Annotated in this window: 14 protein-coding genes; 5 read left to right on the top strand and 9 right to left on the bottom strand. The window is 65.9% G+C overall.

The features are described 5' to 3' along the window. Positions 1-158 precede the first annotated feature (158 nt). Positions 159-1,040 carry a 3-hydroxybutyryl-CoA dehydrogenase gene (locus tag RQI43_RS08740; RefSeq protein ID WP_056424857.1) on the top strand — a complete coding sequence of 294 codons (882 nt, stop codon included), beginning with the start codon at positions 159-161 and terminating at the stop codon, positions 1,038-1,040. A 78-nt stretch (positions 1,041-1,118) separates the two neighbouring features. On the opposite strand, the gene RQI43_RS08735 is transcribed toward RQI43_RS08740, so the two are convergent. The 4 genes from RQI43_RS08735 to upp form a co-directional block, all read right to left on the bottom strand. Next, positions 1,119-2,618 (bottom strand): calcium-binding protein, encoded by a 1,500-nt coding sequence (locus tag RQI43_RS08735; protein ID WP_311274896.1) that lies wholly within the window; start codon positions 2,616-2,618, stop codon positions 1,119-1,121. Between the two features lie 221 nt (positions 2,619-2,839). After that, complete coding sequence (locus RQI43_RS08730; protein WP_056424851.1) at positions 2,840-3,142, bottom strand: hypothetical protein; 303 nt, start codon at positions 3,140-3,142, stop codon at positions 2,840-2,842. A gap of 169 nt (positions 3,143-3,311) precedes the next feature. Then, positions 3,312-4,328, bottom strand: a complete 1,017-nt coding sequence (locus RQI43_RS08725; RefSeq protein ID WP_311274895.1) for an NAD(P)H-quinone oxidoreductase — start codon at positions 4,326-4,328, stop codon at positions 3,312-3,314. A gap of 85 nt (positions 4,329-4,413) precedes the next feature. Next, entirely contained in the window at positions 4,414-5,076 is a 663-nt protein-coding gene (gene upp / locus RQI43_RS08720; RefSeq protein WP_056424845.1) for a uracil phosphoribosyltransferase, read from the bottom strand. Positions 5,077-5,291: 215 nt separating this feature from the next. On the opposite strand from upp, the gene RQI43_RS08715 reads away from it, so the two are divergent. Then, positions 5,292-5,558, top strand: a complete 267-nt coding sequence (locus RQI43_RS08715) for a hypothetical protein (RefSeq protein WP_056424843.1) — start codon at positions 5,292-5,294, stop codon at positions 5,556-5,558. A gap of 76 nt (positions 5,559-5,634) precedes the next feature. On the opposite strand, the gene RQI43_RS08710 is transcribed toward RQI43_RS08715, so the two are convergent. Beyond that, positions 5,635-6,090, bottom strand: coding sequence for a DUF2852 domain-containing protein (locus RQI43_RS08710; protein WP_056424840.1), 456 nt, complete (start codon positions 6,088-6,090; stop codon positions 5,635-5,637). Between the two features lie 83 nt (positions 6,091-6,173). After that, positions 6,174-6,818 carry a TetR/AcrR family transcriptional regulator gene (locus RQI43_RS08705; RefSeq protein WP_056424838.1) on the bottom strand — a complete coding sequence of 215 codons (645 nt, stop codon included), beginning with the start codon at positions 6,816-6,818 and terminating at the stop codon, positions 6,174-6,176. Positions 6,819-7,013: 195 nt separating this feature from the next. On the opposite strand from RQI43_RS08705, the gene zigA reads away from it, so the two are divergent. After that, positions 7,014-8,234 carry a zinc metallochaperone GTPase ZigA gene (gene zigA, locus RQI43_RS08700; protein ID WP_311274894.1) on the top strand — a complete coding sequence of 407 codons (1,221 nt, stop codon included), beginning with the start codon at positions 7,014-7,016 and terminating at the stop codon, positions 8,232-8,234. Then, positions 8,234-8,563 carry a hypothetical protein gene (locus tag RQI43_RS08695; protein ID WP_311274893.1) on the top strand — a complete coding sequence of 110 codons (330 nt, stop codon included), beginning with the start codon at positions 8,234-8,236 and terminating at the stop codon, positions 8,561-8,563. The genes zigA and RQI43_RS08695 overlap by 1 nt, the downstream gene beginning before the upstream one ends. On the opposite strand, the gene RQI43_RS08690 is transcribed toward RQI43_RS08695, so the two are convergent. From RQI43_RS08690 to RQI43_RS08680, 3 genes are all read right to left on the bottom strand, one after another. Further along, complete coding sequence (locus RQI43_RS08690; protein WP_207412625.1) at positions 8,553-8,744, bottom strand: DUF1192 domain-containing protein; 192 nt, start codon at positions 8,742-8,744, stop codon at positions 8,553-8,555. The genes RQI43_RS08695 and RQI43_RS08690 overlap by 11 nt on opposite strands. A gap of 29 nt (positions 8,745-8,773) precedes the next feature. Next, positions 8,774-9,688, bottom strand: coding sequence for an alpha/beta hydrolase (locus RQI43_RS08685; RefSeq protein WP_311274892.1), 915 nt, complete (start codon positions 9,686-9,688; stop codon positions 8,774-8,776). 82 nt (positions 9,689-9,770) lie between these two features. Next, a complete protein-coding gene (locus RQI43_RS08680; protein WP_405030580.1) occupies positions 9,771-10,652 on the bottom strand; it encodes a lytic transglycosylase domain-containing protein in 882 nt (293 codons plus the stop codon). 113 nt (positions 10,653-10,765) lie between these two features. On the opposite strand from RQI43_RS08680, the gene RQI43_RS08675 reads away from it, so the two are divergent. Further along, positions 10,766-12,394, top strand: a complete 1,629-nt coding sequence (locus tag RQI43_RS08675; RefSeq protein ID WP_311274891.1) for an ABC transporter ATP-binding protein — start codon at positions 10,766-10,768, stop codon at positions 12,392-12,394. Positions 12,395-12,403: the final 9 nt, after the last annotated feature.

The following is a 12,403-nucleotide window of genomic DNA, read 5'->3' as shown; positions in this document are numbered from 1 at the left end:
TTCTTTTCCCATTTAAGCGCTTGCCCGGGCTGCACCTCAGCGAGAAAATGATCTAGGAATTTTGTGCGCCGCATTTCAATTGCGGCGCCAACGCCTCGATCGCTAGGCGGGCGTTCTGCGGCCGAACCGGCCGCGCCTCAGGGGTGCGAGTTCAAGCGATGGCCATCGAGATCAAGACCGTCGGAATCATCGGCGCCGGCCAGATGGGAAGCGGCATCGCCCATGTCTGCGCCATGGCCGGACTGGACGTGCGGCTGAACGACCGCGACACCGCCCGTATCCATAGCGGGCTCGCGACGATCGACGGCAATCTGGCGCGACAGGTCTCCAAGGGTACGATCACCGACGAGCAGAGGCGCAGCGGCGTCGCCCGTATTCAGGCCGCCGAGAGCTATGACGACCTCGCCCCCTGCGATCTCGTCATCGAGGCGGCGACGGAGGACGAGGCGACCAAGCGCCAGATTTTCACGGCCCTGTGCCCCTCTCTGAACCCCGACGCCATCGTGGCGACGAACACGTCGTCGATCTCGATCACCCGCCTCGCCGCCGCGACCGACCGGCCGGAGCGGTTCATCGGCATCCATTTCATGAATCCGGTCCCCGTCATGCAGCTCGTTGAGCTGATCCGGGGCATCGCGACGGCGGACCCGACCTACGTTTCGGCCAAGGCCTTCATCGCCAAGCTCGGCAAGACCTCCACCATGTCGGAGGATTTCCCGGCCTTCATCGTCAACCGCATTCTGCTGCCGATGATCAACGAGGCGATCTATACGCTCTATGAGGGCGTCGGCTCGGTGGAGGCCATCGACACCGCGATGAAGCTCGGCGCCAACCATCCGATGGGACCGCTGCAGCTGGCCGATTTCATCGGCCTCGATACCTGCCTGTCGGTGATGCAGGTGCTCTACGAGGGGCTGGCGGATTCGAAGTACCGCCCCTGCCCGCTCCTGGTGAAATATGTCGAGGCCGGCTGGCTCGGCCGGAAGACGAAGCGCGGCTTCTACGATTATCGCGGTGAAACGCCGGTTCCGACCCGCTGAGAGTCGGCGGGCGACGCGCGGAGACCTTCGAATCGGCTTTCGAGGGCAAGGATCGAAAGCCGATCGGAGCACGTGAGGTCAGACGAAGAAGCCGGACTCCACTCCGCCGGGCGCGATGTCGTTGAGCACCACCGTCCCGCCGCCCGACAGGGTGATAAGCGCGTCACCGTAGATGTCGTGGCCGACGGTGTAGGACTGTCCCGATAGGTCGATGCGATCGCCGTCACCGAATCTGAAATCGATGATGACGTCGTGGCCGGAAGCGGTCTCGAACACGAAGCGATCGGCGCCGTTGCCTCCTGTCAGCTGGTCCGCGCCCGCGCCGCCGACGAGGACGTCATTGCCGGCGCGCGCATGGATCTTGTCGTCGCCGGCGCCGCCCCGCATGACGTTGGCGGCGCCGTTGCCCCAGAGGAAGTTGTCGAGGGTGTTACCACTCACATTGATCGCGTTGGCCCCCTGAAGAACCACGTCCTCCACATGCGTACCGGAGATCGCGAAGGAGACGCTCGTTAGGAGACGGTCATGTCCCTCGCGTCCGGCCTCGACGACGCGGTCGCCCCTGTTGTCGGCCGTGAAAATGTCGTCCCCGGCACCTCCCACCATCAGATCGGCCCCCTGCCCGCCGTCGATGGAATCGTTGCCCCGGCCTGACTTGATCGTGTCGTTTCCTGCCATCCCGAAGATGGTGTCGCTCCAGATCGTACCGTGGAGGGTCTCGGACGCGACGCCGCCGTTGATCATGTTGAGGCCGTCATCGGTCAGCCGATAGATGGTGACCGCCTCCGGGTTGGCGTCCGACTGATATTCGGTCCAGTGTGCCGCGATCTTGTCCAGGCCGTTATCGACCACCTCCATCGTTCCGGTCTGGTTGTGACTGGAAACCACCGTGAAGCTGTGGGGACCACCGTTCTGCCAATGCAGCCGCACCACGTCGCCCGGCTGAAGCTCGGATTGCCAATCGGTGTCCTCGGCGGTTCCGCGATGGGCGATGCGCCAATATCCCCCTTCGACGTTCTGCGAGGGCAGGCCGTAGGAATGGTTCGGCAGCGGGGCGCCGGCGGAGGCCGCGATGGTGTCGGCGATAAAGTAGCAATCGTTGCCGTTGGGAACATCGTGCTCGGCGACCGCCAAGGCGCGTGCGGCGGCGACGATGTCGGAGGGGTTCACGATGCCATCGTGCGCGTCCTGGCCCTTCAATTCCCCGGGGACGGTCTGAAGACGAAGATTCTGGTACTGGCCGGCGCCGGTTTTCACCGCGATCTCGACATTCGCGAAGATGAGGTTGCCGGCCTTCAGCGAATAATCGTCGAGCTGGGTCTGATTGAAGATCGTGTAGGTCTTGTCGTCTTCGAGGGTCTTGCCGTTGCGCAGCACAGTCGTCGCCGATGGTATGTCGGGGTTCCAGTAGCTGAACGGCGTATAGCCTGGCGTGGTCGCGTAGGAAATCTGCAGCTTCGTGAATTCGGCCACAGCTTCCTTGCCGTAAGCCTGTTCGAGCAATGCTCGCAGGCCGATCGTGGCTCCAGGATTGCCGAAGAAAGGAACAGGCAGGCTTGCTGGTGTGTAGGTAATCATCGGCAGTTCTCGAACGCATCGAAAAGACGCCGAGAACTCTGCGGATGAAGTCCTAACAGAGACTGACTATAAGTAGCGAGAATGATCGAGCTCAAACAATTTCCACAGCGTGGATTGTCGGCTTCGATTCTTTTACCGTACAGAAAAGTGCCACGGTATTGCGTCCGGGACGTACCCCTTGGCGTTACCGTGGCACGGCTTACCCCGAGCTTAGGATATGCTTATTTCTGGCCGCCATTGGCCGAAGGTTGGGCCGGCGCCGGGTAGGCTGGGTTGCCAGCGGGAACGTTGCCGGTATTCGCCGACGAGGTTCCGTTTCCAGACCCGTTCACGGAGCCGGTGACCTGACCACGGGAGGCGTCCTGGCTCTGCGAGGCGTAGTCTTTCGGAGAGTTCGCACCCTGCCAGGTCATCAGACCGGTGATGGCGATGGCGAGGAGGACGAGGCTGCCGATCAGGACATAGAGGACCGGCTTGCCCTTCTTGCCCTGACGCGCGTCCTGGCCGTCGAGTCGTTCTGCCATGGGATACCTTTCGAAGCTCGGCCGGGGACGGCCGTCATATTCAACCTGAGACGCGGATGTCCCATTTGGTGGATTGAACGCGACGGCCGAGCTCCCTGTTCCGAGTCGATTGGCCCTGCTCGCCGCATATGACGCAAAAGCCGCAGCTACATCCAGGTTAACCCCTGCGTCACCGCCCGGTCGTCAGCATGATCTTGCCGAGATGCGCACTGGATTCCATGAGCGCATGGGCCTCGGACGCCTTCTCTAACGGGAAGGTGGCGTGGATGATCGGCTTCATCCGGCCATCGGCGAGGAGGGGCCAGATGTCCCGGCGCAGGCCCTCGGCGATGGCCGCCTTCTCCGCTTTGGGACGCGCCCGCAGGGTCGCACCGGTGAAGGTGAGCCGCTTCATCATGATCGGCGTCATGCTGAAGCTCTCGACCTTGTAGCCCTGCATGAAGGCGATCTGCACGAGGCGTCCCTCGATCGCCAGGGAGGCGAGGTTGCGGGCGAGGTAAGGTGCACCCACCATGTCGAGGATGACGTCGACGCCCTTGCCCTCGGTGAGGCGCTTGATCTCCTCGGCGAAATCCGCCTCCCGGTAATTGATCGCCTCGTCGGCGCCGAGCTCCTTGCAGAAGGCGCATTTCTCGGCGGATCCGGCGGTCGCGAAGACACGCGCGCCGTGGAGCTTCGCCATTTGGATCGCCGTGGAGCCGATGCCGCTCGATCCGCCATGAACGAGGAAGCTTTCGCCCGGCTTCAGCCGCCCGCGCTCGATGACGTTGCTGTAGACGGTGAAATAGGTCTCCGGCAGCCCGGCGGCCTCGATCAGTGAGAGCGGCGCCGGGCGCGGCAGGCATTGTCCGGTTTCGGCCACGGCGAATTCGGCGTAACCGCCGCTGATGGTGAGGGCGCAGACCTCGTCGCCGATGGCGAAACCCTCCGCCCCCTCGCCGAGGGCCGCGACCCGGCCGGCGACTTCGAGGCCCGGGATGTCGGTGGCCCCTTTCGGCGGCGGATACTTGCCTTCGCGCTGCTGGATGTCGGGCCGGTTCACGCCGGCCGACACGACTTCGATGAGCACCTGGCCGGAACCGGGCTGGGGCAGCGGCACCGTCTCGAGCGTCAGGACGTCCGGCCCACCTGCTCCCGCGAACCGGATCTGGCGCATGGTCTCGGGTAGGTCTGGGCTTGACGTCATTGCATCACATCTCCGGTTGGCGTGACCCGTCATGTGCGGCCGGAGGGCAGGTTGGCAAGGGCGTAGTCGGTAAGCGAGGAATGTCTCAGCGGGTGCCGTACATCCGGTCGCCGGCATCGCCGAGGCCTGGCACGATATAACCGTGGTCGTTGAGGTGGCTGTCGATGGAGGCGGTCCAGACCGGCACGTCGGGATGCGTCGCCTGGAGCTTGGCGACGCCTTCCGGCGCGGCGAGGAGGCAGACGAAGCGCAGGTCGCGCGCGCCGCGCTGCTTCAGGAGGTCGATGGCCGCGATGGCCGAATTGGCCGTGGCGAGCATCGGGTCGAGGACGAGGACGGTGCGGTCGGCGAGGTCGGACGGCGCCTTGAAGTAATATTCCACCGCCTCCAGCGTCTCCGGGTCGCGATAAAGCCCGACATGGGCGACGCGCGCGGAGGGCACCAGCGACAGCATGCCGTCGAGGAAGCCGACGCCCGCGCGCAGGATGGGGGCGAGAACCAGCTTCTTCCCGGCGATCTGCGGTGCCTCCATCGCCTGGATCGGCGTTTCGATCGTCACCCGCTCCAGGGGAAGGTCGCGGGTGACCTCATAGGCGAGGAGCATCCCGATCTCGTTGAGGATCTGGCGAAAGCCTTTGGTCGAGCGCTCCTTCTGTCGGAGGAGGGTCAGCTTGTGCTGGACCAGGGGATGGTCGACCACCGTGACCGTCGCGCGGGTCTCCGCGCCGGGACCGTCCGTATTCGCCATCGCCTTCACTCCCCCGAGAACCGGCCCACCGCACCACGGACGGCACCGGACCGACCCCACGCTCTTTTGAACTCCCGCCCTTATGGCCCCCCGGGGCATGAAAATCCGATAAAGAAGCGCGGCCATGACGCGGTGAGGGGCGCGTCCCGGTCGTCGGAGCGATGCAAACAGGGTGGTCCGGGTCGTCGATGAAACTTATCCGAAACAGTACGCCCATGAGCAAGTCCGCCCGTAACGACAGGGTCCGCTATCGCGCCACGTTCCTCAATACGCTCGGGGCGTCTCTGGTGATGGTCGGCTTCTTCCTGCCGGGGATGCGGCTCTACGAAGGGTTTGACCACCGCCTGTCCCGCTCCGAGGCGTGGAGCGTCTCGCTACGGTTCTTCCAGACCGAGCCGGGTGCGGTGAGCGTGACGGCGCTGATCCTCGGCTTCTGCCTGCACTTCATCGCCCTGCATCACCTGAAAAAACTGCAGGATTGATCTCGCCGCCGAACAAACGAAAAAGGACTCCCGGCATCGCTGCCGGAAGCCCTCTTTGCCCCGAATGGGGGATCGGTCAGACGCTCTGCGTCGGGCCGCTATTGTTGCGCTTGGCCATGAAGGCGTCGAACTGCTCGCGGTCCTTGGCGCGCTTCAGTTCTTCCACGAACTCGGCGAAGGCGCGGCTCTCCTCCTGCAGCGCCTTGCGCTGGGCATTGAGCCGGTCGAGTTCGGCGCGGCGGTAATCGTCGAAGGCAAGGTTGCCGGTGCCGCGCAGGTCTGCGGCCTCGAACGCCTGGGCGAAGCGCGATTTGCGCATGCCCGCCTGCCAATCGGATCCACGGCCGATCATGCCGCGCAGTTCGGACAATGCCGGGTAACCCGCCACCTTCCAGGCGATGTAGGCCGCCGCCAATGGCCACCAGTAGAAGAACGCGACGACGACGGCGCCGATCTCGAAAGAGCGGCGGGGAAACGGACCGCTGCGGCAGGCTTTGCCGGTGGCCCAGGGAGAGGTCGAGGAAAAGCTCACGGCTCACAGCTCCGATGTTAATGTGAACCACATTTACTTGCGAATGCGACGTGGCGGTTTCAAGGGTCGTTTTCAGGAGAGTGTCAGGCCGAGGGTCGGGGGCGTCCCGCACCATGGACGAGGGCCAGCACGCCGGCGCGTAGCAGCTCGTACTTGTCTGGCATTCCGGGCCCTTTCGGCAGATGTCCGGAAGCCGAGAGCGTGGCGAGCCCGTGCGAGAGGGCCCAGACTTCCAGGGCGACGAAACGAGGCTCGACTCCGCCGAATCCGTCCGGAAACGTCGATTTCAGCGCTTCGAGCAGAAGGTCGAAGGGGCTGGGCCTGGGCGGGACGTCGGAGGCTGCAGAATCCGCTGCCATCGGTGCGCCACGCGTCTCGAAGATCGCGGCATAATAGCCGGGCTCTTCCTCCGCGAAGGCGAGATAGGCCTCGCCCATTCGGGTGAAGCGCTCGAGAGGTGTTCCGCGTGAGGTGAGGGAGCGTGCCAGGCGCTCGGCGAGGTCGGTGAAGCCACGGCCGGCCACCTCCTCCAGCAGAGCTTCGCGACCCCGGAAATGACGATAGAGCGCGGCCGGAGTCACTCCGACGAGGCGTGCCGCATCGACCAGGGTGAAACCGCCCACGCCGCGTTCGGCGATGAACCGGCGCGCCGCTTCGATCAGCGCCTCTTTGAGGTTGCCGTGATGGTAGCTGCGCCGGTCTCCCGGTCCTTCTCGCCAGGGTCGCACTGGATTCCATCCTCGGGCGATCGCCGGCCAGCGGCTGCACCTTTGCCGCGACTCTGCCGGGATGGCCCTCCCCTAACACGCGGAGCGCGCTTTTCGACCCTCCTCTGTCTACCCGTGGACAGAGATTTTCAAACGGCGATTGACAGGGACGATCCCACGAATTGTAATAGTATTACATTACATAGCGGATTTCCGATGAGCCAGCGCGATCACCGTCTCCCCGTCACCGTCCTTTCCGGCTTCCTCGGTGCCGGCAAGACCACGCTGTTGAACCACATTCTCAACAACCGCGAGGGACGACGCGTCGCCGTGATCGTCAACGACATGAGTGAGGTGAACATCGACGCCGCCCTGATCCGTGAGGGCAGCGCCAACCTCTCTCGCACCGACGAACGCCTGGTGGAGATGACCAATGGCTGCATCTGCTGCACGCTGCGGGACGACCTTCTGGCCGAAGTCCGGACGCTCGCGGAGGAAGGGCGGTTCGATTACCTCCTGATCGAAGGCACCGGCATCGCCGAGCCGCTGCCGGTGGCGAGCACCTTCTCCTTCCGCGACGAAGACGGGGCTGCGCTGAGCGACGTCGCCCGCCTCGACACCATGGTCACCGTGGTCGACGCCGTCGGTCTCCTGCGCGATTACGGTTCGACGGCGTTCCTGCGCGACCGGGGCGAGAGTGCGGGCGAGGAGGATGCCCGGACCCTTGTTGACCTTCTCGTGGAGCAGATCGAGTTCGCCGATGTGGTCGTCCTCAACAAGGCCGGTGATGTCGGGGCGGATCAGCTCGCTTTGGTCCGCTCGGTGATACGCGGGCTCAATGCCGATGCCCGCATTGTCGAGGCCTCCTATGGCCGCGTCCCCCTCGATCGGGTTCTGGATACCGGCCTGTTCAGCGAGGAGAAGGCGCAGGAACATCCGCTCTGGTTCAAGGAGCTCTACGGCGCCGCCGATCACGTGCCCGAAACCGAGGAATACGGGATCGGCTCCTTCGTCTACCGGGCTCGCCGTCCCTTCGCGCCCGAGGCGTTCGATGCCTTCACCAAGGCGACATGGCCGGGCCTCATCCGCGCGAAGGGGCATTTCTGGCTGGCGACGCGCCCGGACTGGGTCGGCGAATTCTCCCTCGCCGGTGCCGTCGCCCGGGTCTCCCCGATGGGGGCCTGGTGGGCCTGCGTGCCGAAAGCCCGCTGGCCGGAGGATGCAGAGTGGCGCAGTCATCTGTCCCGGAACTGGAGCGAGCCCTGGGGCGACCGCCGCCAGGAACTCGTCTTCATCGGGACGGCTCTCGACCAGGAAGCGATCACCGCCGCACTCGACGCCTGTCTGGTCGGTTCCGAGGAGGTGACGCGGTTCGATCCGGCGCCCTACCGCGCCCTGCCCGATCCGTTTCCCGCCTGGCAGCGTGCCGCCGCCTGATGGCATTCTTTTCCCTCAAGGATGCCCGCGCCCGCTCGGCCGCACGGTCGGCCGATGCGGCGAGGCTCAAAGGCGCGCTTCGCCTGGGTCTCGGGCTCGGCGAGGATGACGTCCTCGCCGTCAACGAAATCGCCTGTGGCGAGCCCGGCTGCGCCGATCGCGAGACCATCGTCCTGGTGATGCGGGTCGGCGAGCCGACGCGGGCGCTGAAGATCGCGCGTGGACTCGAGACGGTCGTGGCCGACGACATCGCCCGGCTGGGCGAGGAAGAGGAGGCCATGAGGCGGGAGGGCGCGGCCCCGCCCGGGGAGTCCGCGCCTACAGTTTGAAGATCGAGGATGCCCGGTCCAGCGCGGACTTCTTGCCGGTTCGGGCCGATTCCAGGCGCTCGATCTCGGCGCGCAGCAGGGCGATCCGCTCGGCGATCTCGTCGAGGGAGAGGGTGTCGAGGCTCTCGCCGATCGTATGGGAGACCGTGCGCTTCGGCCGGTCCGTGTCGTCGTCGCGCATGGCTTGTCCCCCTGTCTTCCGGCGCTCGCCTAACGGTCCCACCGCGAGACCGAGCGAACGTGCTGTTGAGTGCCGGCATATTGCTTGAGGAATGTCGTCATTTCCGACAGTTCCGGCGCTTTCGAGCGGAAGGTGACCGAGAGGGCCAGAAGCGTGTCGGCATGGTCGAGGCCGGGATAGATCCGCTCCTGCACCGGCACGCGCATCGCGCGCAGTCGCGCCGCGAGGCTCTGGGTATTCTGCGGACGGACGATGGTGTCGTTGCCGCCCGTGGCCAGGAATGCCGGCGGTGAATGAGGGCTGGCGAAGGTGATCGGCTGCGTCGCCGCCGGGTCGGGGGCCTGTCCGAACACGTCCCGTGAGGTGTCCTGGTCGAAAGGATGGAAGTCATAGGGGCCGGACAGACCGGCCACGGCCCGGATCACCTTCGGGTCGACGCCCGCCTTGCGCAGGTAGCGCGGATCGAGCCCGAGCATCAGGGCATTATAGGCCCCGGCCGAATGGCCCGCGAGAACGATGCGGCGCGGGTCGCCGCCATAGTCTGCGATGTTGTCGCGGACCCAGGCGATGGCGGCGGCGCCGTCATCGAGGAAGTCGGGGAACCGCACTTCCGGATAGACCCGGTAATCGGGGATGACGGTGACGAAACCCTGGGCCGCCAGGGCCTGACCGACGAATTCGTAATCGTCCTTCGCGCCCGATTTCCACGAGCCGCCATAGAAGAAGACCAGCACCGTCGCATCCGCCGCGCCGCCGACGGGCGTAAAGACATCGAGGCGCTGCCGCGGATGGGTGCCGAAGGCGGCGCTCTTCTGGGCGAGCCGGCCGCCCTGGTCGCGCGGACCAATGGCATCGAAGAGGGCGAGGGGGGAACAGGCCGTGACCCCGAAGGCGGCCAGTGCGAGGCAGGCGAGAGTGGCGAAGGCGGCGAAGGCGCGGGTCATGCATCTCTCAAACGGGGAAACGAACACCCGAATGACACGGGCCGCACGGCGGATTCATGACCGGAAAAAGGGTTTTTCGGATTCAGGTGCGCAGCACGATGCAGGCGCCGCCAACCTTCCGGATGCGGCCGCACAGGATATCGCCCGCCGCCCGGCTCTCGGCCGGGATGCGGATCCGGTAGAAGGCGCGCGTGCCGCGACTGCGCAGGCGCGTCCCGATGATCATCGGCCGCACCTCGCCGATCACCCCGGCATAGAGTTTCCGGGTACGGGAGAAGCTCTGGAGGGCGAGGGATTTCGAGAAATTCCCGGCGAGCTGAATACCCCACGGGGCGGCCGGCCCCTCGTTGCCGCCAAGGGCGAAGCGATCGCCGCGCGAGGGAATCCGCAACGCGGCGGTGACCTGCAGGCAGGTCTTCGGCGCTTCCGCCTTCGATGCTTCCTTCTTGGAGGCATCAGACTCTCCGTCGGCTCCGTTGACGGCCGCGCCCCCCCGCCAATCCTCCGCCGGCGCGCCGGTGATCGCCATCACGTAGGCGCGTGTCTCGGCGGGCAGGCCGCCCGTTCCGGCGAGCCAGCCCGAGACCCGGCCCGCGCCGCCATTATAGGCCGCCGCCGCGAGGCCGAGATTGCCGAACTGGCGATTGAGATCGGCGAGGAGATGGGCGGCGTGGGGGATCGCCTGTTCGGGATCGAACGGGTCGGTCAGTCCGCGCTCACGTGCCGTTCCCGGCATGAACTGCGCGACGCCCTGCGCACCGACCGGGCTCACGGCCGTGACGCGAAAACTGCTTTCCCGCCAGATCAGCCGCGTCAGGAACGGCACGGGCAGGCCGCGCACCCTGGCCGAATCCTCGATTAGGCGGCAGAGCGCCTGCTCCACGGTTTCCGTCGCCACCTCGGCCGAGGCCGGCGCGGCGGCGAGGAAACAACAGGCGAGGATCAGGCTGCGGAGGGATGTCACGGGGCGTTTGTAATGCGGTCTGGCGCCGGATCAATCGCCGTTCGCCGATCTCATCGCGCCGCGCTATAAGAACCTCGGCTTCCCCAATCCGCGGACCCGGTGCCCTTCCCTCGATGACTGACACGCTGCTCGACGTCCAAGACCTGTCGGTCGCCTTTCGCTCGCGTGAGCGTGAGACGCTGGCAGTGGATCGCGTGAGCTTCACGATCCACAGGGGCGAGACGGTGGCCCTGGTGGGCGAGTCCGGGTCGGGCAAGTCGGTGACGGCCTTGTCGATCCTGCGTCTCCTCGATGGCAGCGCCGTCCATCCCGGCGGTCGCATCCTGTTCAAGGGGCGGGACATTCTGGCCTTGCCGGAGCCGGAACTGCGCAAGATCCGTGGTGCCGACATCACCATGGTGTTCCAGGAGCCGATGACCTCGCTCAATCCTCTGCACACGATCCAGCGGCAGATCGGCGAGGTTCTGGAGATCCATCGCGGCCTGTCCGGCCGCAAGGCCCGCGCCCGCATCCTCGAATTGCTCGAACTCGTCGGCGTCCGCGACGCCGAGCGGCGCATGGGCGCCTATCCGCACGAATTGTCCGGCGGCCAGCGCCAGCGCGTCATGATCGCCATGGCGCTCGCCTGCGAGCCGGACCTTCTGGTGGCGGACGAGCCGACCACCGCCCTCGACGTCACCGTCCAGGCGCAGATCCTCACGCTTTTGGCCGACCTGCAGAAGCGCCTCGGCATGTCGATGCTGTTCATCACCCACGATCTCGGCATCGTGCAGCGCATCGCCTTGCGGGTCTGCGTGATGCTCGCCGGCCGCATCGTCGAAGCGGGGCCGGTGGACGAGATTTTTGCCAGGCCCAAACACGAATATACCCAGCGCCTGCTCGCCTCGGAGCCGAAGGGGCGCGCCAACCCGGTGGCGGACGACGCTCCGCGCCTGTTGGAAGCCGGCCCGCTCAAGGTGTGGTTCCCGGTCCGCGAGGGGCTTCTTCGGCGCACGACCTTCCATGTGAAGGCGGTGGATGGCGTGTCCCTTGCCGTCCGCGAGGGAGAGACGATCGGGATCGTCGGGGAATCCGGATCGGGCAAGACCACTCTGGGGCTCGCCCTGCTGCGCCTTACCGGCAGCGAGGGCCCTATCGTCTTCCTCGGCCAGTCCATTGCCGGGCTCGGCCCCGGACCGATGCGACCGTTCCGGCGCGACATGCAGGTGGTCTTCCAGGACCCTTACGGCTCGCTCTCGCCGCGCATGACGGTGGCCGACATCGTCGCCGAGGGCCTCGTCGTGCAGGGGGCGGTGAAGTCGCGCATCGAGCGGCGCGCCGTGGTCGCCAAGGCACTGACCGATGTCGGTCTCGATCCGGCGACGATGGATCGCTACCCGCACGAATTTTCCGGCGGCCAGCGCCAGCGCATCGCCATCGCCCGCGCCATGGTGCTGAAACCGCGCTTCGTCGTCCTCGACGAACCGACCTCGGCCCTCGATCGGTCGGTGCAGGCTCAGATCGTCACCCTGCTCCGCGACCTGCAGAAGGAGCGCAAGCTCGCCTACCTCTTCATCAGCCATGATCTCAAGGTCGTGCGCGCGCTGGCGAACTACGTGCTGGTGATGCAGAACGGCCAGGTCGTGGAGGAAGGCCCGGCGGAGGCCATCTTCGCCCGGCCGCAGACCGAGTACACGAAGGCCCTGTTCGCTGCCGCCTTCGATCTCAACAGCGCCACCACCGAAGACGTGGTCCCGGCCTGAACACGACGA

It is taken from the genome of Methylobacterium sp. WCS2018Hpa-22, assembly GCF_031843785.1.
Lineage (GTDB): Bacteria > Pseudomonadota > Alphaproteobacteria > Rhizobiales > Beijerinckiaceae > Methylobacterium.
This window is presented reverse-complemented; position numbering and strand designations above follow the sequence as displayed.